Genomic DNA, 19,186 nt, shown 5'->3' with positions numbered 1-19,186 from the left:
GGCTTCAGCCCCCGTGGAACTCGGCCACGTGCTGGGCCACGATCGCGTCGAAGGATTCATCCGCCCGGAAGCCCAGGGCGAGCGCCGCCTCCGGCTCGAACGCCTCCGGCCAGGATCCGACGATCCGCGCGATGGTGGCGTCGGGTTCGCGCCGGATAAGCGCGACGGCCTTGTCGCCCGCCGCGCGCCGCAAGGCCTCGATCTCCTCCGCCACCGTCGCCGAGACGCCCGGCATGGTCAGGCTGATCCGGGGCCCGATTGCCGCGAGGTCGAGCCCGGCGGCGTGGACCAGGAAGCCCACCGCCGCGTCCGGGCTGGCGAACCAGTGCCGCACGGTGTCGGGCACCGGCAGGATCGCCTCCTGGCCGGCGAGCGGCTCGCGGATGATGCCCGAGAAGAAGCCCGAGGCCGCCTTGTTGGGCTTGCCCGGCCGCACGCAGATGGTCGGCAGCCGCAGGCCGATCCCGTCGAGGAAGCCGCGGCGCGCGTAGTCGGCGAGCATCAGCTCGCCCATGGCCTTCTGGACCCCGTACGAGGAGGCGGGGCGCAGGATGTGGTCGTCCGGGATGACCTTGGGGAAGGGCGGCCCGAACACCGCGAGCGAGGAGGTGAAGACGAGCTTCGGCCGGTAGCCGTCAGCCGCGTTGGCCCTGCGGATCGCGTCGAGGAGCAGGCGGGTGCCGTCGAGGTTGACCCGGTAGCCGAGTTCCAGATTCGCCTCGGCCTCGCCCGAGACCACCGCGGCGAGGTGGAAGATCACCTCCGGCCGCTCGGCGATGGCGGCCTCGGCGGCGCCGGGCGCCGTGAGGTCGGCGGCCTCGGCCCGCACCGGGCCGGAGAAGCCCTCGGGCGCCGATGGCGGGACCACGTCGAGGAGAGTGAGGGCGGTGAGCGGCTGCCCGCCGACCCGGCCGTCCTTCACCAGGGCGTCCACGAGGCGGCGGCCGATCATGCCGGCGGCGCCGAGAATCAGGGCGTGCATGGAGTACCTCCCGTCGGGTTGTGGCGTCAGGCCATCATGTCGAGGGCGCGGCCGAAGAAGTCGGCGCCGCCGAAATTGCCGGATTTGAGGGCGAGCAGCATCGGCTCCGGCCGTCCGGCGGTGCGCAGGACCGGCACGCCCGCGGCGATCTCCGGCCCGAGCAGGAAGGCGGTAAGGCCCAGCCGGTCGACCACCGCGCCGGAGGTCTCGCCACCGGCCACCACGAGCCGGCGCACCCCGCGGGCGACGAGCCCCTCGGCGATCGCCGCCAGCGCCGCCTCGATGGCGTGGCCGGCCGCGTCGACCCCGTGGGCGGCCTGGAGGGCGCGCACCGCCTCGGGCGGGGCCGACGTGGCGATCAGCACCGGGCCCGAGGCCAGGTGCGTCTCCGCGAAGGCCAGGGCCTCGGCCACCACGTCGTCGCCGGCCAGCAGCCGCGCCGGGTCGAGGCGCAGCACCGGCATGATCGCCTCAGCGGCGGCGACCTGCTGGAGCGTCGCCTGCGAGCAGCTGCCGGCGAGGCAGGCCGAGGCCCCGCCCACCGGCTCGCCCACGGCCGCGCCGGCGGCGTCTTGGGTTCCCCGCCCGTCGGCCGCGAGCGCCCGCGCGAGGCCGAGCCCGAGCCCGGAGGCCCCCACCGAGAACGTGCGGTCGATGATCGCCCGCCCGAGCACTTCGAGGTCGCTGTCGAAGATCGCGTCCGCGATGGCCGCGCCCTTGCCCTCGGCCGCGAGGGTGTCGAGGCGGGCGGCGACGGCCTCCGCGCCCCTCGCGACGGTGGCGGTGTCGACCAGCCCGACCGGGCTCCGGCTCTGGCGCCCGAGCACGCGCACGAGGTTGGCGTCGCGCATCGGGTTGAGCGGATGGTCCTTGAGCGGGCTCTCGTTCAGCGGCACCGCGCCGACGAACAGGTTGCCCTGGTAGACGCTCCGCCCGGTCTCCGGGAACGCCGGGGTGACGAGGGCGATGGCCTCGCCGGCCTCCGCCCGCAGGGCGTCCATCACCGGGCCGATATTGCCTGCATCGGTGGAGTCGAAGGTCGAGCAGACCTTGAACATCACGTGGGCGGCGCCCCGGGCGCGCAGCCAGGCCTCCGCCTCGCGGGAGCGCGCCACGGCCTCGTCGGCCGGGATCGAGCGGCTCTTCAGCGCCACCACGACGGCGTCGGCCTCCGGCAGGGTCCGGCCCGCCTCAGGCACGCCGATGGTCTGGATCGTGCGCAGGCCCGCCTTGGTCAGGGTGTTGGCGAGGTCCGAGGCCCCCGTGTAGTCGTCGGCGACGCATCCCAGCGCGAGGCTCATCGGGCGCTCTCCTTGTAGGCGGCGAGCCAGCCGAGGCCCGCGACGGTGTCGGCGGCCGGGATGTACTCGCAGCCGACGAAGCCGGCGTAGCCGAGCCGGTCCAGCTCGTCGAACAGGAAGAAATCCGCCACTTCGCCGGTGCCGGGCTCGTGGCGCTCGGGCACGCTCGCGGTCTGGACGTGGCCGATGATCGGCATCAGGGCGCGCAGCCGCATGGTCACGTCGCCGTGCAGGATCTGGCAGTGGTAGAGGTCGAACTGCAGCTTCAGGTTCGGCAGGGCGAGGTCGCGGATCAGGTCGGCGGCGCGGCCGAAATCGTTGAGGAAGTAGCCCGGCATGTTGCGGCCGTTGATCGGCTCCAGGACGAGGTCGAGGCCGGCCTGCGCCAGCCGCTCCGCGGTCCAGGTGACGGCCCGGCGGTAGGCCTCGACGGCCTTCGGGTCGTCGTGCGGGGCGAGGCCCGCCATCAGGTGGAGCCGGGCGACGCCGGTCGCGTCGGCGTAGCGCAAGGCCGTGTCGACGCCGGCCTTGAGTTCATCGAACCGCTCAGGAAACGCTGCCAAGCCGCGCTCGCCCTTCGCGAAATCGCCCGGCGGCAGGTTGAACAGCGCCTGGGTCAGGCCGTTGGCCCGGAGTCGCTCGCCGATGGCCTCGGGCGGATGCTCGTAGGGGAACAGGAACTCGACGGCGTCGAACCCGGCGCGGGCCGCGGCCTCGAACCGGTCGAGGAACGGCACCTCGTTGAACATCAGGCTCAGGTTTGCGGCGAAGCGCGGCATTCTCTTGGGACTCCCTGCCCGATCCTTGAAACGCGACGATCCGCTCAGCGGACCATATCATCCAACCCGTGCCCTCATCCTGAGGTGCCGGAGCGCAGCGCAGGCCTCAGGATGAGGTCCAGGGTGAGATCGGGCTACCTCAAGCTTTCCCCGGCAGCTTCGCGCCCGAAACCTGCGCGTAGAGCCGCGCCACGGAGGCGTCGTCGTCCCGGCCCATGCCGGCACCGGACGCCATCAGGAACATCTGCAGGGCCGCCGCCGCCACCGGCACCGGGTATTTTTCCGCGCGGGCCATGTCCTGCACGATGCCGAGATCCTTGACGAAGATGTCGACCGCGCTCTTCGGATCGTAATCGGCGTCGAGGATGTGGGGCACCCGGTTCTCGAACATCCAGGAATTGCCCGCCGACTTGGTGATCACCTCGTAGACGCGCCGGAGATCGAGACCCTGCTTGGCCGCGAAGGCCATCGCCTCGCAGGCGGCGGCGATGTGCACGCCCGCGAGCAGCTGGTTGATCATCTTGAAGGCCGCGCCCTGGCCGGCCGCGTCGCCGAGCTCGTAGAGCGTGCCCGCCATGGCATCGAGGGCGGGCCGTGCCTTGGCGAAGGCCGCCGCCGAGCCCGAGGCCAGGAAGGTCAGGCCGCCATCGGCCGCCCGGGCGGCGCCGCCGCTCATCGGGGCGTCGAGGTAGTGGCGGCCGGTGGCTTCCAGCCGGGCCGCCAGCGCCCGCGCGACGGCGGGGTCCATGGTGGCGGAGGAGACGAACACCGCGCCCTCCGGCATCGCCGCGGCGGCGCCGTTCTCGCCGAACAGCACCGCCTCGGTCTGGGCGGCGTTGACGACGACGCTCACCACCACGTCGGCGTCCCGCGCCGCCTCCGCGGGGTTCGCGGCGCCCCGGCCGCCGGCGGTGGCGAAGCGCGCCACGGCGTCCGGGTTCACGTCGCAGGCGGCCACGGAGAAGCCCGCCCGCAGGAGCGAGCCGGCCATGCCGGAGCCCATGGAGCCCAGGCCGATCACCGCGGCGCGGTGTGTTGGGTTAGTCATCGGGGGCGGCTCCTGGATGAAGGGGAGGGGGTTCTCTGCATATCCACGCCTGGATCGACGGTCAGCGGTTGACCATCCGCGCCGGCGTCACGAACACGCAGACCGCGCCGACCACCAGCATGGCGGCGAGCGCGTAGAGACCGGTGGCGGTGCTGCCGGTGGCGTCGCGCAGGGCCCCGATCACGTAGGGGCTGACGAAGCCCGCGAGGTTCCCCACCGAGTTGATCAGCGCGATGCCGGCCGCCGCGCCGGCGCCGCTCAGGAACGCCGTGGGCAGCGACCAGAACAGCGGCGAGCAGGTCAGCACGCCGGCCGCCGCCACCGAGAGCGCCGCGATGGCGAGCGTGGTCGAGCCGGCATTGGCCGAGACCACGAAGGCCGCCGCGCCGATCAGCGCCGGGAGGATCAGGTGCCAGCGGCGCTCGCGCATCCGGTCGGCGGAGCGGCCGAGCAGAACCATCACGATCGCCGCGCACACGAACGGGATCGCGCTGATCAGGCCGATGTTGAAGTTGCCCTGCACGCCCGACGCCTTGACGATCGTCGGCATCCAGAAGGTCAGGCCGTACTGGCCGGTGACGAAGGCGAAGTAGATCAGGCTCATGAACCACACGCGGCCGTTGCGGAACACGGTGGCGATCGAGTGCGGGCTCGATTCCTTGCCCTGGTTGTCGGCCGCGATGTCGCGCTCGAGGAGCTGCTTCTCGGCGTCGGTCAGCCACTTGGCCTCGGCGGGCCGGTTGTCGAGGTAGAGGAACACCGCGATGCCGATCAGCACCGCCGGCACCGCCTCGATCAGGAACATCCACTGCCAGCCGGACAGGCCGTGGGCGCCGTTGAACGCGTCCATGATCCAGCCGGAGAGCGGGTTGCCGAAGATGCCGGAGATCGGGATCGCCGCCATGAACACCGAGATCACCCGGGCGCGGCGGTGGGCCGGGAACCACGAGGTCGTGTAGAGGATCACCCCCGGGTAGAACCCGGCCTCGGCGAGCCCGAGGAGGAAGCGCATCCCGTAGAAGCTCCACTCGGAGTTCACGAACAGGAACGCGCCGGAGATCACCCCCCAGGTGATCATGATCCGGGCGATCCAGACCCGGGCGCCGACCCGGTGCAGGATCACGTTCGAGGGCACCTCGAACAGGAAGTAGCCGAGGAAGAAGATGCCGGCGCCCAGGCCGTAGACCGTCTCGGAGAACTTCAGCTCCTGGGACATCTGGAGCTTGGCGAAGCCGACATTCACCCGGTCGAGATACGCCACCACGTAGCAGAGCATCAGGAACGGCACGAGGCGCCAGAACACCTTCGCGTAGGTGCGGTCGGCGAAAGATTTCTCGTCCGCGGGCGCGGTGGCGCCCCCGAGCGGGGCGGCTTGGACCGGCATGGGCGTTCTCCCGTGCCCGCACCTGTTCAGTACGGACGGATCGTGGTCTTCGCCGCTCGTCGGGCGGCGCTGGGGCGGTGCCATATTGCCTTTTGGCAGCGCTGCCAATCCGGTTGTGCGCGATAATGCAGGCGGCTATGTCAGGTGCCGCCACGCGTGCCCTGGCCCGTGCGGTCTTGTGGATTCACACTTTTCTCAGAGGCTGAAGGCCTTCAGAAGAAAGCGCTTTTCCCTCCCCCTTGCGGGGAGGGGCCAGGGGTGGGGTGGTTCAGGATGAGGCGCAGCAGTGCCTTCTGCACCACCCCCACCTCCAACTCCTCCCCGCAAGGGGGAGGAGAGAGCGCCACGCAGTTGTGTGAACAGTGTAGCCCGCACGGGAGAGGGGACCCGCGCCTGTCCGGATCCATCCGGCTCATCGGCGATGTCATCGAAACAAGAAACCGCGCCGGGAGAGCGGGGCCATGGACGACATCCCGCCGCCGGGGCGGCTCGTGACGCTCGCTGACGTCGCCCGGGCGGCCGGTGTCGGCGAGAGCACGGTCTCGCGGGTGCTGCGCAACCACGGCTCCTATTCCAAGCGCGCCGGCGAGCGGGTGGCGGAGGCGGTGGCCCGCCTCGGCTACGTGCCGAACCGGCTCGCCGGCAGCCTCGCCGGCCAGGGGGCGAGCGCACGGCTCGTCGGGGTCGTGATCCCATCGCTCGCCAACGTGGTCTTCCCCGACCTGCTGCGCGGCCTGACCGCGGCCCTCGATGCCGAGGGCATCCCCTGCGTGATCGGAGTGAGCGATTACGATCCGGACCGGGAGGAGGCGCTCGCCGCCGCCCTCCTGTCCTGGCGGCCCGCGGCGCTGCTGCTCACGGGGCTGGAGCACAATCCCGGCACGGTCGCCCTCGCGAGGGCCGGGGGCGTGCGCGTCGTCGAGATGATCGACACGGACGGGGAGGGGATCGACGCCGTGGTCGGCTTCTCCAACCGGGCCGTGGGGGCGGCGAGCGCCCGGCACCTCGTGGCGCGCGGCTACCGGCGCATCGCCTATCTCGGGCACGACCTCGCGGTCGACCTGCGGGCGGGCAAGCGGCTCGCCGGGTTCGAGGACGCCCTGGCTGCGGCCGGGCTGGCGCTCCAGGCCAGAGAAATCCGGCCTGGGCCGTCCTCGCCGGCCTCGGGGCGGGCGGGTCTGGAGGCGCTGCTGGCGCGCCAACCCGACCTCGACGCGGTCTACTTCTCCAACGACGACATGGCGCTCGGCGGCTACTTCGCCTGCCTGGCGGCGGGCCTTGCCGTGCCGGGGCGGCTCGCGCTGTTCGGCTTCAACGGGCTCGACTTCGCCGCCGCGATGCCCCAGCCCCTGTCGACGGTGCGCACGCCGCGCCTGGAGATCGGCCGGCAGGCCGCCGCCTGCCTGAACGATCAAGGGCCCAAACGGATTGATCTCGGTTTCGAGCTGATCGAGGGAGCGACCGCATGAGCGAGACGGCGTTGCGCGAGCAGATCTGCCGCTACGGCCGCTCGCTGTTTGAGCGGGGCCTGACGCCGGGCTCGTCCGGCAACATCTCCCTGCGCCTGCCCGATGGTGGCTGGCTGGTGACGCCGACCAACGCGTCGCTCGGCTTCCTCGACCCGGCGCGGATCTCCCGGCTGGACGATCAGGGCCGCCTCGTCTCGGGCGACAAGCCCACCAAGGAGATCCCGCTGCACGGCGCGCTCTACGAGAGCCGGAGCGAGGCCAAGGCCATCGTCCACCTGCACTCGACCCACGCGGTGGCGGTCTCGATGCTGCCGGAGATCGACCCGCGGCAGGTCCTGCCGCCGCTGACGCCCTACTACCTGATGCGCACCGGCGGCACGGCGCTGGTGCCCTATTACCGCCCGGGCGACCCGGCCGTGGCGGACGCGATCCGGGGGCTGGCGGGCAAGTACAGTTCGGTGCTGCTCGCCAATCACGGCCCGGTGGTGGCCGGCGACAGCCTGGAGGGCGCGGTCTTCGCCACCGAGGAGCTGGAGGAGACCGCCAAGCTCTACCTGCTGCTGCGCAACCTCAACCCGCGGCAGCTCAGCCCCGGGCAGGTGGCCGATCTGGTGACCCATTTCGGCCTGACCCTGCCGGAGGCGGAGGATCATGCGGGGCACGACCACGGGTGAGGCCCCCCGGGGCCCGCTACATCCGCTGCTGGACGATATCCTCGGCCTCGGGATCGGGCTGGTGGCCGGCCTCGCGGAGCATCGGCACCACGGCCCCCGCCTCGCGGGCGACGAGGTAGCTGAGATCGAGCCCCTCGCGGATGAAGCCGTTATCGCGCATGTGGTCGAACAGGGCGAGCAGCGGCGCCCAGAAATCGGCTACCGAGACCAGGACCACGGGCTTCCTGTGCCGCCCGAGCTGCGCCCATGTCAGCTGCTCGACCAGCTCCTCCAGGGTCCCGATGCCGCCGGGCAGGGTCACGAAGGCGTCCGAGCGCTCGAACATCAGCCGCTTGCGGGTGTGCATGTCGGGCACCACCACGGTCTCCTGCACGTCCTCCAGCATGTGCTCGCGCGCCTGGAGGAAGTCCGGGATGATGCCGGTGACGTGGCCGCCGGCGGCGAGCGCGGCCCGGGCGACCGTGCCCATCAGGCCGACGTCGCCGCCGCCGTAGACCAGGCGCATCCCGGCCTGGGCCAGCGCGGTGCCGAGGGTCTCGGCGGCCGCGCGGAAGGCGGGATCCCGGCCGAAGCCGGAGCCGCAATAGACACAGACTGTCCTCACCGGAGCCATCCGGCGCCCTCCGTCGCGCTTCCGTTGCGTGCCGTCAGAAGGAGCCCCGCGCCCGGCGCTCCACGCGCCAAACTGCTGAAGTCGCGCGGGATTCACCCGCCTGGGCGGCGGGACGGCTTGGTGTCGGGACCATGTACGGTATTATGGGCGGTGCCGTCGACGCTTTTCGCGCGGATGGGCGAGCCGCAGGACCGCGGCGGGATTTGGGGAGGTTGGGGTGGCGATGTCGGGACGGGTGCGGCGCAGTCTCGCCCTGGCACTCGCCGGTCTCCTCGGCGGCCTCGGTCTCGTGCTGGCCCTGTTCGGCGGCGAGTCGCTGCGGCGGCTGACCGGCCGGGACGTGCCCGAGCCACCCGCCGCGTCTGCGCCGGAGAGCGGCCTGCGGAGCCTCGCCGATCCCGGCGCGATGGCCAACCGCACCGACCCGACCATCGATTTCCGCGACGACAAGCCGGCCGGGGCGAAGCCGGAGCCCAAATCGGAATCGAGGTCGGAGTCGAAGCCGGGGCCATCGTCGGAACCGAAGCCGGAAGCGAAGCTCGACACCCGGCCCGGGGTGTCCCCCGGCGGGAGCGAGCCTGCGCCGCCGCACGGGACAGGGCGGCCGGGACCCGACGCGGCGGGCAAGGCCCCCGCGGCCGCGGAGGCGCCGCGCTTCGACATCGTCCGGGTCGAACCGAACGGCGACGCCGTCGTCGCGGGGCGCGGGGCGCCGGACGCCGTCGTCGAGATGCTGGTCGACGGAAAGCCCGTGGCCCGGGCGACGGCGGACGCGAACGGGCAGTTCGCCATCGTCCCCCCGGCCCTGCCGACTGGGTCCAGCGTGATCGGCCTGCGGATGACCGTCCCGGGCGGCCACACCGCCCAGTCGCAGCAGAGCGTGGCGGTCTCCGTCGCTCCCGGCCACGACCGCCGGCCCCTGGTGGCCCTGACGGCCCCCGACGCGCCGACGGTCGTCCTGTCGCAGCCCGACGCGCCGGCGCCCGGCGCCCGGGTCGCCACCGCGGCCCCGGGCGGCGGAAGGCAGCCCGGCGCGGAGGCCGGCTCCGGGGCGGCGCAGCCGACCCGGATCGTCAGCGTCGACGTGCAGGGGAACGGCCGCCTGTTCGTGACGGCGTCCGGGGCGCCGGGGACCCCGCTCCGGCTCTACCTCAACGAGACGCTGATCGCCCCCGGGACGATCGGCCCGGACGGCCGCGCGAGCTTCACGATCGGCCGCGGGATCAAGCCCGGCCAGTACCAGGTGCGGATCGACCAGGTCGACCCGGCCACCGGCAAGGTCGCGGCCCGCGCCGAGGTTCCGCTGTCGGTGCCTGATGCGCAGGTCGCGACCCGCGAGCCCACCCCATCCTCCAGTCCCGACGCCGCCAAGGCGCCTCCTCGCGGGGACGGAAGGCCCGCGGCCGGACCGGCCGCCCCGCCCGAACCCGCCCGCGGGACCGCCTCTGAGGCCACCCGCGAGGCCACCCGCGAGGCCGCCTCCCCCGACACGAGCCATCTCGCGGCGGACACGACGGGGCCGGCCCGGGCCGGGGCGGTGTTCGTGCCGGAGATCAGCACGGCCAAGATCAGCCGGGGCGACAACCTCTGGCGGATCAGCCAGCGCACCTACGGCCGCGGCGAACGCTACACGGTGATCTACGACGCCAACCAGAGCCAGATCCGCGATCCGGACCTGATCTACCCGGGGCAGATCTTCGTGCTGCCGGTGGGCAAGCGCGGCTGAACCGCCTCACTCCACGACCTGATCGTCCCCCGCGGAGGCCAGTCGGCGCAGCCGCCGCAGGGCGTCGCCGAGATCCTCCCGGGCGGGCGCGGCCAGGGCGAGGCGGACCGCGTTCGGCGCGTAGCCGGGATTGACCGCGAAGGCCGAGGCCGGGAGCAGGGCGATGCCCTGCCGCAGGGCCGCGGCCGCGTAGGCCTCCGCCCGCCACGTCTCGGGCAATTCGAGCCACAGGTGGTAGGCGTGGGGATCGCCGACCACCCGCAGGTCGGCCAGGGCCGCCCGGGCGATGGCCTGCCTGTCCGTGGCGTCCCGGCGCTTGGCCGCGACGAGGGCGGCCGCCGAGCCCCCCGCCATCCAGTGCATCCCGGCCGCCAGCGACAGGCCGAGGGCGGTCCAGGCCCCCTGCCGGACGGAGGCGGCGAGCCGGTCGATCAGGTGCGGCGGCGCGGCGATCAGGCCGACGGTCAGCGCCGGCATCACCCGCTTCGACAGGCTGTCGATCAGGATCGTCCGGTCCGGCGCGAGGCTGGCGAGGGGCCGCGTCTCCGCCAGGAAGCCGTAGACGGCGTCCTCGATCGCCGTGAGCCCCGTCCGATCGAGGAGGCCGGCGAGGTCCGCGCGGCGCGCCGGACCCATCGTGACGCCGAGCGGGTTCTGCAGCGTCGGCTGGATGTAGACGCCGCTCAGCGGCGCCGTCCGGTGCGCCTGGAGCAGGGCGTCGGGGCACATACCCTCCGCGTCCATGGCGACCGGCACCAGCGTGATCCCGAGCCGGGCGGCGATGCCGCGCACCGCCGGATAGGTCAGCGGCTCGCAGCCGATCCGCTCGCCCGGCGCCGCCAGCGCCGCCAGGGCGGCGGCCAGCGCCTGCCGCCCGTTGCCGGTGAAGAGGATGTCGCCCGGCCTGGGCGCGTACTCCGCGCGGGCGAGGAATCCGGCGGCGACCGCCTGCGCCCGGGGTGTGCCCGCCGGCCCGTACTGGCTGAAACCGATCTCGGCCCCGCCCCGCGCGAGCGCCGCCAGGGTCTCGGCCAGGACCGCCTCCTGCTCGGGGAGCCGCGAATGGGTCCGCTGGAGGTCGACCGCCGCCGGGGGCGGCTCGGGCTGCAGCCGGCCCGCTCGGCCCGGCTCGGACCGGACATAGGTGCCGCGCCCGACCTCGCCGGTCGTCAGGCCCCGGCGCGCCAGTTCCGCGTAGACCCGGCTGGCCGTCGAGACCGCGATGCCCCGCGCGTAGGCGAAGTCCCGCTGCGGCGGCAGCCGTTCCCCGGGCCGCAGCCGGCCCGCCGCGATGTCGGCCGCGATGGCGTCGGCGACGGAGCGGAAGTCCGCGGCTCGCATTATTGCTCCGAGATCAATGTTTCGATTGATCCGATTTATGTATCGGATCAATGCTGCGCCCGCAATCCCGGCCGGACTGCATGCCCGCCATTGGATCGTCCGCCATGCCCGCCCTCACGCTCTCTTCGTCACCCGCCCGCCAACCCGCCACCCGCGCGTCGCCGCTCCGGACGTCGGTGTTCCGGACTTCGCTGCTCCGGACTTGGCTGCACCGGATCCGCACCCGCCGCGCCCTCGCGGCGCTCCATCCCGACCAAGCCCAGGACGCAGGGCTCGCGCCCTGGGAGCTGCGCGCAGAGATCCGGAAGCCGTTCTGGCGGGCGTGAGGTGGTGCCCTGCACGCAGCGCGGGTGATCCGGCGCGATCACCCGCCTATATGCAGGTCTCGCGATACGCCTCCTCACAGAACCCCCATGACCGACGACACCGCGCCCCCGGCCGGGCCGACCGCTCCGGCCGAGCGCCCCGGCCTGATCGCCACCTACCGGCGGCTCTGGCCGCATCTCTGGCCCCACGGCCGGCCTGACCTGCAGCGCCGGGTCTTCCTGGCCTTCGGCCTCCTGCTCGCCGCCAAGCTCGTGACCATGGTGACGCCGTTCACCTTCAAGTGGATCACCGACGCGCTGGTGGCGGCGGTGGGCGGCAAGGACGAAGCCGTGCCCACGGGTCTGCTCGCCGCGCCGATGCTGCTGATCGCCGTCTACGGCGTCTCGCGGATCGCCATGTCGGCGCTCACCCAGGTGCGCGACGGTCTGTTCGCCAAGGTGGCGATGCACGCGGTGCGCCGTCTCGCGCTCCAGACCTTCGAGCACATGCACCGCCTGTCCCTGCGCTTCCACCTGGAGCGCAAGACCGGCGGCCTCACCCGCGTGCTGGAGCGCGGCCGCGCCGGCATCGAGGAGCTCTCGCGCCTGATGGTGCTGACCCTGGTGCCGACCATCGTCGAGTTCGTGCTGGTGCTGGGCGTGCTCGCCTACGAGTTCAACTGGACCTACGCGCTGACCGCCTTCCTGACGGTCGCGGCCTATCTGGCCTTCACCTACAAGGCGACCGAGTGGCGGATCGCCATTCGCCGCCGGATGAATGCCTCGGACACGGACGCCAACACCAAGGCGGTCGACTCGCTGCTGAACTTCGAGACCGTCAAGTATTTCGGCGCGGAGCGCCGGGAGGCGTCCCGCTACGACGAGTCGATGGCGAAATACGAAAGAGCCTCGACGCAGACCTACGTGTCGCTGGCGGTGCTCAATGCCGGGCAGGCGGTGATCTTCACGCTGGGCATGACCGTGGTGATGTGGCTCGCGGCGCGCGACATCCTGGCCGGACGCACCACGATCGGCGGCTTCGTGCTGGCCAACACCATGCTGGTGCAGCTCTCGATGCCCTTGAACTTCATGGGCATGATCTACCGGGAGATCAAACAGGCGCTGATCGACATCGACGACATGTTCCGAATCCTCGGGCAGAACCCCGAGATCGCCGACCGCCCGGGCGCGGAACCCCTCCGGGTGGCGGGCGGCACGGTGCGGTTCGACGACGTGCGCTTCGCCTACAATCCCGAGCGGCCGATCCTGCGGGGCGTCTCCTTCGAGATCCCGGCGGGCCAGACGGTGGCGGTGGTCGGCCCCTCGGGTGCCGGCAAGTCGACGCTCTCGCGGCTGCTGTTCCGGTTCTACGAACCGCAAGGCGGCCGGATCAGCATCGACGGGCAGGACATCGCCGCGGTGACGCAGGCGTCCTTGCGGGCGGCGATCGGCATGGTCCCGCAGGACACGGTGCTGTTCAACGACACGATCGGCTACAACATCCGCTACGGCCGCGCCGACGCCACCGACGCGGAACTGCGCGAGGCGGCCCGCCTCGCGCAGATCGACCGGTTCGTATCGAGCCTGCCGGAGGGCTACGACACGCCGGTGGGCGAGCGGGGCCTGAAGCTCTCGGGGGGCGAGAAGCAGCGGGTCGCCATCGCCCGCACGATCCTCAAGGCGCCGCCGATCCTCGTCCTCGACGAGGCGACCTCGGCGCTCGATTCCTTCACAGAGGCCGAGATCCAGGCGGCGCTCGACCGGGTCAGCCGCGGCCGCACCACCCTGGTGATCGCCCACCGGCTGTCCACGGTGGTGAACGCCGACGCGATCCTGGTGCTCGACCACGGCCGGATCGTCGAGCGCGGCACCCATGCCGAGCTGCTGGAGGCCGGCGGCGTCTACGCGGCGCTCTGGGACCGCCAGCGGGAGGCCGACGCGGCGCTGGAGGTGCTCCAGCGGGCCGACGCCCCGGTGCTGCCGGCGCGGCCCGGGCATGCGGCGGTGCCGGAGACGGAGGCCGCGGAATAAGGTGTCGGCAGGCGCCGGCTCAGACCTCGGTCTCGATCGGCTTCACGCTGAGGCGTAACCCGATGGCCTTGAGCACGCCCATCAGCGTGTCGAGCTGCGGGTTCCCCTTCTCCGAGAGAGTCCGGTAGAGCTGCTCGCGGGATCGGCCGGTCTCCTGCGCGATCTGAGCCATGCCGCGCGCCCTCGCGACGACGCCGATCGCATCGGCGACGAGGGCCGGATCGCCATCCTCCAGCACGGCCTCGATGTGGAGGACGATATCCTCAGGCGTCCGCAGGTGTTCGGCGGTGTCGTACGGACGGGTTTCGAGGGGCATCGTCAGAGATCCTTCGCCAGCCGTTTCGCCTCGCGGATGTCGCGGTTCCGAGACCCCTTATCGCCACCGCATAGCAGGATCACGATCTCCTCGCCGTGTTGCACGTCGTAGACGCGGTATCCGGGGCCGTAATCGATCCGCAGCTCGCGAACGCCTTCGCCGACCGGCCTCACGTCGCCGGGGTTGCCCAGGCCCAGACGAGCGACGCGCGCCAGGACGCGCGTAGCCGCGCGGCGGTCCCGCAGGCCGTCGATCCAGCTCTGATAGGTCGGCGTCCGGCGGAGCAGCGGCACGCCATTTTGGAGTCATATGACGACAAGGTTGCAACCGGGTGGCTGAGCCGGCGCGTCGACGAAGCACCTATTCGCCTGCCCGCACCCGCACCTTGAGCAAGTCCTCAAACGGCAGCACCATCGCGCCCTTGTCCTTGTCGGCGTGGCCCTGGCGCAGGGCGATCTGGTAGGTGGCGGTGGCCGCCGCCGTGACCGGCATCGGGACGCCGCGCTCGGCCGAGATCGCCGCCGCGGCGACCAGATCCTTGTAGGCCGCGCCCATCGGGTAGCCCTCGTCGAAGCGCCCCTGCAGGATGCGCGGCACGAAGTACTGCGACGCGTAGCTCCGGCTCGTCCCCGTCGTCACCACCTGGGCGACCTGCGCGGGATCGAGCCCCATGGAAACGGCCATGGGCAGCACCTCGGCCAGCGCCGCGATGTTGATGTCGTAGAGCACGTTGTTGATCGTCTTGGTGAGCTGGCCCGACCCCACCGGCCCCATGTGGAGGATGCTGGTGCCGATCCGCTCCAGCAGCGGTCGCACCTGCGCCACCGTCCCGGCGGCGCCGCCGCACATGACGGTGAGCGTCCCGGCCTCGGCGCCGGCCGGCGCGCCGGAGACGGGGGCATCCACGAACAGCCGCCCGGCCGCCTCCAGGGCCCGGCCGATCGCCAGCGCCTTGGCGTGCGCGATGGTGCTGAGATCGACCACGACGGCCCCGGGGGCGAGTCGCCCGGCGACGCCGCCGGGGCCGAACAGGGCCGCCTCGACCACGTCGCCGTTGGGCAGGCACAGGAACAGCACCGCGGCGCCGTCGATCGCGCCCGGGTCCGTGGTGGCGACGAGGCCGGGGGCGTCGAGGCCGGCGAGACGGGCCGGATCGGCATCCACCGCGACGATCGTCTCGGCCTCGGAGCCGCGCTTGGCCGCGAGGTTGCGGGCGATGGGATGCCCCATCGCGCCGAGGCCGAGAAGGGCGATGCGGGTGGACATGGAAGCAGCTCCTGGCGGCCGTGCCGAAGCGGCCAGCCCGTCCCAGGATCGTCCGACGGCGCGCGGCGATCAATTCCCGGATCGCGGTCGGGCTTAGCCGCGGCGCGCAGCCAGGATTTCCTTGACAATGTTCCTATTTTGTGCTTCCTGACCGCACCTGCCCGCGGCGCTTCGGGAGCGATCCTGTGGCGTCCGTTCTGGGGCTTGTCCGGTGGCTGACCGGGCGGGTCCGCGGGCGGGGCGGTGCCCGCGTCGGTGGCTCTCAGCCGCCATCGCCCCGGGCGGCGGACCGGCACGGGGCGTGTCTCGGAGGCGGGCGTGAGACCGGGCGGCCCTTGGTCCGGCGGGGTGAGGAAATGCCCCCGCGCCGACCCGCCTCTGGGCGTGCCCGAAGCTCCCTGCGGACCCGCCCACTACGAGGCGGGGGACGGCTGGAAGGCCACGGCGCTGAAGGGCGGGTTCCGGAGGTGCGTGCACCTCGTCCGAGACCGCCGGCAGCGAGGCGCAGGACCGGGACGTCGGCAAGACACCGCGACGAGAAAGACGGCCGCGATCGGGGGCGATGCCCGGCCGCTGCCGCGGGCGCCGCGGGGATCGGATCCCGCGCGTACACGGCCGACACCTGGGTTCCCGCGGCGTCCCGCGTCCCGCGTGTTGCTTCCTGGGCCATGCCCCCGGCGCCGAACGGCGGGTGGGGACGAGGACACGCGTCCGCGAAGGAGCCGGGTCCGCGACCTTCGAAAAGTTGACGGCGGCCCGGCGGACTGCCATCCGCCTGTCCGCCCCTGCGGCCCCATGAGTCCGAAAAAGCAATGACCGACCTGATCGAGACGATCCGCCGGACGCTCGTGCCGATCCACAAGGAGGGCTATCCCTTCATCCTGATCGGCATCGTGCTCACGGTGCTCGCCGGCTACTTCTCCCAGTTCTTCGGCTGGATCTTCCTGATCCTCACCCTCTGGGTCTGCTACTTCTTCCGCGATCCCGAGCGGGTCACCCCCGTGGCGGACGGACTCGTGGTCTCGCCCGCGGACGGGCGCGTGAACCTCATCGCCACCGTTCTGCCGCCGCCCGAGCTCGACCTGCCGCAGGTGCCCACCCTGCGGGTCTCGGTGTTCATGAACGTGTTCGACTGCCACGTGAACCGCGTGCCGGTCTCGGGGAGGATCGGCCAGATCCACTACACGCCCGGCCTGTTCCTCAACGCCGAGCTCGACAAGGCGAGCGACGACAACGAGCGCAACGGCATGGTGATCGAGACGAGCCATGGCGGCGCGCCGAAGCGCGTCGGCGTGGTGCAGATCGCCGGCCTCGTGGCCCGGCGCATCGTCGGATTCGTGTCGGCGGGCGACGTGCTCGGCGTCGGCGAGCGGTTCGGCCTGATCCGCTTCGGCTCGCGGGTGGACGTCTACCTGCCGGCGGGGTCCACCGTGCTGGTCGGCCTCGGCCAGAAGGCGGTGGCCGGCGAGACCGTGCTGGCCGATCTCGGCGGCGGACCGGACCGGGTCTTCAAGCGGATCTAGAGGCGGCCATGGACGAGCTCTTCCCGCCCTTCGCGCCCGATCCGAACGAGCCGCGCCCGCGCCGGTTCAAGCCGGTGCCGTTCCGGATGATCGCGCCCAACATGATCACCCTGATGGCGCTCTGCCTCGGGCTCACGGCGATCCGCCTCGCCTTCGAGGGCAAGTTCGAGCCCGCGGTCATCGCCGTGGTCGTGGCGGGCGTCCTCGACGGCATCGACGGGCGGGTCGCGCGGCTGCTCAAGGGCACCTCGCGCTTCGGGGCGGAACTCGATTCGCTCGCCGACTTCGTCAATTTCGGCTGCGCCCCGGCGCTGATCCTCTACGGCTTCGTGCTGTTCCACCTGAAGTCGCTGGGCTGGATCGTGGCGCTGATCTTCGCCATCGCCATGGCGCTGCGGCTCGCCCGATTCAACGCCATGCTGGACGACCCGAACCGGCCGGAATGGAAGAAGGACTTCTTCGTCGGCATGCCGGCGCCCGCGGGCGCGCTCACCGCGATGCTGCCGCTCTACCTGCACTTCCTGGGCTTCGGCGTCGAGACCTGGGCGGCGCCCGCGGTGCTGATCTACGTGCTGTGCATCGCCCTCATGGTGGTCTCCACGGTCCCGACCTACTCGGGCAAGACCATGGGCAAGCGGGTGCCGCGCAGCCTCGTCCTGCCGATCTTCCTGTTCGGGGTCGCGGCCTTCGGCATCCTGATCAGCTATCCCTTCGAAGCCTTGGTGGCGGTGAGCGGCGGGTACCTGCTGACCATTCCGGTTGTGGCGGCGCAGTACCGCCGCCGGGTGAAGGCGGAGCTGGCGACCGCGGCCGGGGAGCGGCCCGCCGTCGGAATCCCGGCCGGATCGGATGAGAGCCTGTCCGTCGGCCCCTCCAATCGGACCCCCTCATCCTGAGGTGCTGCGCAGCAGCCTCGAAGGAGGTCTCCTTCGAGGCCTCCACCGCGCTCCGGCGCGTCAGGATGCGGGCGCGGGTCGGGTTTGCAGGCTCCAGGCACGGCGGGGATGAATCCGGGCGGCCAAACACGGCCTTCGATGCTGGCCGACGCGGAATCCTCCCCTACCTTGGCAGCGTGCGGCGGGGGGCTGGCGGATGCTCGAGGAATTCAAAAAATTCGCGCTGCGGGGGAACGTCGTCGATCTCGCGGTGGGCGTGATCATCGGCGCGGCCTTCGGGGCCATCGTCAACTCGGCCGTGCAGGACATCTTCATGCCGGTGATCGGCGCGGTCACGGGCGGGCTCGATTTCTCGAACTACTACATCCCGCTCTCGTCCAAGGTGCAGGCCGGCCTGCCCTACGTGGACGCGAAGAAGCAGGGCGCCGTCATCGGCTACGGGCAGTTCCTGACCCTGACGCTGAACTTCCTGATCGTCGCCTTCGTGCTGTTCCTGGTCATCCGGGCGATGAATCGTCTGCAGACCGCCGAGGCCAAGAAGCCCGACGAGGTGCCGGCCGACGTGAAGGTCCTGACCGAGATCCGCGATATCCTGGCGACGAAGCCGCGGGTCTGACGCCTCAGCCCGCGCGCGTGTCGTCCTCCGGCTTGACGCCGAAGGCATCGAGGATCTGATCGAGGGCCTGGCCCACGGCGCCGGTGCCTTCCTCGTGGGTCTTCAGCCGCGTCTCGAGGCGCCGGATCTGCGGCTCGAACACCTCCGGCACCGGGTCGTCGCCGAGGAAGCGCGGCTTGTCGGACCCGACCGGGATGACGCTGCGCAGCTGCTGGCCGAGATGGTCGCGCACCGGCTCCGGCAAGGTGGCATTCGGGTCGGTGGGAGTGTCGCTCATGATCGCCTCACGGGTCGAACCGCCTATCAACGGCCGGACGGATGAAGCGTTGCGCCGGCGGCCGCCGCGATGGGGCTGCCCCCGGAGCGAGCTCCGGGGGCGCTTGGGCCGGCGCTTGGCCGGCCCGGGACGTGGTATCCGCGCCTCAGTCGATGACCTCGACGATGCGGTGGCCGCGATCGACCAGCACCGGACGGTCATTCACCACGGTGTAGCGGTAGCCCGGCTGCACGCGGTACTCGTTCGGCACGTCGTAGTAGGTCACGCCCGACGCCGGCAGGGTGGTGCCGACAGCGACGCGGCCGTCGTAATCGTAGGAGCGGACGTTGCGCTCGCGGACGTAGCTGCGGAAGCGCGGGGCCATGTCGACGCCGAGGATGCCGCCCACCGTGCCGGTGGCCGCGCCGACGGCGCCGCCGACGATCCCGCCGATCGGGCCGGCCGCATCGGCACCCGCGGCCGCGCCGCGCTCGGCACCCGGGATCGTGCCCTGGGCCTGGGCGGCCAGCGGCAGCGACAGGGCGAGGGCCGAGGCGGCGATGAGGGTCTTGAAGGTCATACGGGCTTGCTCCGTTCCGTGGTGTTCCGCCGCAGGGACGCGGCGAAGCTCGGGCCGGTAACGCCCGATCCCCGGATTCG

General features: G+C 72.1%; 20 protein-coding genes. 8 read left to right on the top strand and 12 right to left on the bottom strand.

Features of this window, described 5'->3' with window-relative positions; translation table 11 throughout:
• Positions 1-4: 4 nt before the first annotated feature.
• The 5 genes from denD to MMSR116_RS24890 form a co-directional block, all read right to left on the bottom strand.
• Positions 5-982: a D-erythronate dehydrogenase gene (gene denD, locus MMSR116_RS24910; protein WP_010685576.1), complete on the bottom strand. Its 978-nt coding sequence runs from the start codon at positions 980-982 to the stop codon at positions 5-7.
• 26 nt (positions 983-1,008) lie between these two features.
• Complete coding sequence (gene otnK, locus MMSR116_RS24905) at positions 1,009-2,283, bottom strand: 3-oxo-tetronate kinase (RefSeq protein ID WP_010685575.1); 1,275 nt, start codon at positions 2,281-2,283, stop codon at positions 1,009-1,011.
• Positions 2,280-3,062, bottom strand: a complete 783-nt coding sequence (gene otnI / locus MMSR116_RS24900; RefSeq protein ID WP_010685574.1) for a 2-oxo-tetronate isomerase — start codon at positions 3,060-3,062, stop codon at positions 2,280-2,282. The genes otnK and otnI overlap by 4 nt, the downstream gene beginning before the upstream one ends.
• A 139-nt stretch (positions 3,063-3,201) precedes the next feature.
• A complete protein-coding gene (gene ltnD, locus MMSR116_RS24895) occupies positions 3,202-4,110 on the bottom strand; it encodes an L-threonate dehydrogenase (RefSeq protein ID WP_010685573.1) in 909 nt (302 codons plus the stop codon).
• Between the two features lie 61 nt (positions 4,111-4,171).
• Positions 4,172-5,494 (bottom strand): MFS transporter, encoded by a 1,323-nt coding sequence (locus tag MMSR116_RS24890; RefSeq protein WP_010685572.1) that lies wholly within the window; start codon positions 5,492-5,494, stop codon positions 4,172-4,174.
• Positions 5,495-5,955: 461 nt separating this feature from the next.
• Here MMSR116_RS24890 and MMSR116_RS24885 point away from each other — a divergent pair, with 461 nt between their 5' ends.
• Together MMSR116_RS24885 and MMSR116_RS24880 are read left to right on the top strand one after the other, a co-directional pair.
• Complete coding sequence (locus MMSR116_RS24885) at positions 5,956-6,963, top strand: LacI family DNA-binding transcriptional regulator (protein WP_010685571.1); 1,008 nt, start codon at positions 5,956-5,958, stop codon at positions 6,961-6,963.
• Positions 6,960-7,637, top strand: a complete 678-nt coding sequence (locus MMSR116_RS24880; RefSeq protein WP_010685570.1) for an aldolase — start codon at positions 6,960-6,962, stop codon at positions 7,635-7,637. The genes MMSR116_RS24885 and MMSR116_RS24880 overlap by 4 nt, the downstream gene beginning before the upstream one ends.
• Positions 7,638-7,653: 16 nt before the next feature.
• Here MMSR116_RS24880 and MMSR116_RS24875 read toward each other — a convergent pair whose 3' ends face one another.
• Positions 7,654-8,250 carry a TIGR00730 family Rossman fold protein gene (locus MMSR116_RS24875; RefSeq protein WP_010685569.1) on the bottom strand — a complete coding sequence of 199 codons (597 nt, stop codon included), beginning with the start codon at positions 8,248-8,250 and terminating at the stop codon, positions 7,654-7,656.
• A gap of 223 nt (positions 8,251-8,473) precedes the next feature.
• On the opposite strand from MMSR116_RS24875, the gene MMSR116_RS24870 reads away from it, so the two are divergent.
• Positions 8,474-9,976, top strand: coding sequence for a LysM peptidoglycan-binding domain-containing protein (locus tag MMSR116_RS24870; RefSeq protein ID WP_010685568.1), 1,503 nt, complete (start codon positions 8,474-8,476; stop codon positions 9,974-9,976).
• Positions 9,977-9,982: 6 nt separating this feature from the next.
• On the opposite strand, the gene MMSR116_RS24865 is transcribed toward MMSR116_RS24870, so the two are convergent.
• On the bottom strand, positions 9,983-11,317 hold the full coding sequence (locus tag MMSR116_RS24865) for a PLP-dependent aminotransferase family protein (protein WP_010685567.1): 1,335 nt from the start codon (positions 11,315-11,317) through the stop codon (positions 9,983-9,985).
• Between the two features lie 104 nt (positions 11,318-11,421).
• On the opposite strand from MMSR116_RS24865, the gene MMSR116_RS24860 reads away from it, so the two are divergent.
• Positions 11,422-11,643 carry a DUF1127 domain-containing protein gene (locus tag MMSR116_RS24860; protein WP_039894042.1) on the top strand — a complete coding sequence of 74 codons (222 nt, stop codon included), beginning with the start codon at positions 11,422-11,424 and terminating at the stop codon, positions 11,641-11,643.
• Positions 11,644-11,730: 87 nt separating this feature from the next.
• Entirely contained in the window at positions 11,731-13,653 is a 1,923-nt protein-coding gene (locus tag MMSR116_RS24855) for an ABCB family ABC transporter ATP-binding protein/permease (RefSeq protein ID WP_010685566.1), read from the top strand.
• 19 nt (positions 13,654-13,672) lie between these two features.
• Here MMSR116_RS24855 and MMSR116_RS24850 read toward each other — a convergent pair whose 3' ends face one another.
• The 3 genes from MMSR116_RS24850 to MMSR116_RS24840 form a co-directional block, all read right to left on the bottom strand.
• The gene (locus tag MMSR116_RS24850) at positions 13,673-13,969 is read right to left on the bottom strand and encodes an addiction module antidote protein (protein ID WP_010685565.1); all 297 of its coding nucleotides are present in this window, start codon (positions 13,967-13,969) and stop codon (positions 13,673-13,675) included.
• 2 nt (positions 13,970-13,971) lie between these two features.
• Positions 13,972-14,262, bottom strand: a complete 291-nt coding sequence (locus MMSR116_RS24845) for a type II toxin-antitoxin system RelE/ParE family toxin (RefSeq protein WP_010685564.1) — start codon at positions 14,260-14,262, stop codon at positions 13,972-13,974.
• A 67-nt stretch (positions 14,263-14,329) separates the two neighbouring features.
• A complete protein-coding gene (locus MMSR116_RS24840; RefSeq protein ID WP_010685563.1) occupies positions 14,330-15,235 on the bottom strand; it encodes an NAD(P)-dependent oxidoreductase in 906 nt (301 codons plus the stop codon).
• An 812-nt stretch (positions 15,236-16,047) separates the two neighbouring features.
• Here MMSR116_RS24840 and MMSR116_RS24835 point away from each other — a divergent pair.
• The 3 genes from MMSR116_RS24835 to mscL all read left to right on the top strand — a co-directional run bounded on the left by MMSR116_RS24835 (position 16,048) and on the right by mscL (position 18,270).
• Positions 16,048-16,758 carry a phosphatidylserine decarboxylase gene (locus MMSR116_RS24835; protein WP_010685562.1) on the top strand — a complete coding sequence of 237 codons (711 nt, stop codon included), beginning with the start codon at positions 16,048-16,050 and terminating at the stop codon, positions 16,756-16,758.
• Between the two features lie 8 nt (positions 16,759-16,766).
• Positions 16,767-17,654, top strand: a complete 888-nt coding sequence (locus MMSR116_RS24830) for a CDP-alcohol phosphatidyltransferase family protein (protein ID WP_010685561.1) — start codon at positions 16,767-16,769, stop codon at positions 17,652-17,654.
• Between the two features lie 196 nt (positions 17,655-17,850).
• Entirely contained in the window at positions 17,851-18,270 is a 420-nt protein-coding gene (gene mscL, locus MMSR116_RS24825) for a large conductance mechanosensitive channel protein MscL (protein WP_010685560.1), read from the top strand.
• Between the two features lie 4 nt (positions 18,271-18,274).
• On the opposite strand, the gene MMSR116_RS24820 is transcribed toward mscL, so the two are convergent.
• Positions 18,275-18,547, bottom strand: coding sequence for a hypothetical protein (locus MMSR116_RS24820; RefSeq protein ID WP_010685559.1), 273 nt, complete (start codon positions 18,545-18,547; stop codon positions 18,275-18,277).
• A gap of 145 nt (positions 18,548-18,692) precedes the next feature.
• The gene (locus MMSR116_RS24815; protein WP_010685558.1) at positions 18,693-19,106 is read right to left on the bottom strand and encodes a DUF1236 domain-containing protein; all 414 of its coding nucleotides are present in this window, start codon (positions 19,104-19,106) and stop codon (positions 18,693-18,695) included.
• Positions 19,107-19,186 lie beyond the last annotated feature (80 nt).

Origin of the sequence: Methylobacterium mesophilicum SR1.6/6 (assembly GCF_000364445.2) — a bacterium.
GTDB classification, from domain to species: Bacteria; Pseudomonadota; Alphaproteobacteria; order Rhizobiales; family Beijerinckiaceae; genus Methylobacterium; species Methylobacterium mesophilicum_A.
This window is presented reverse-complemented; position numbering and strand designations above follow the sequence as displayed.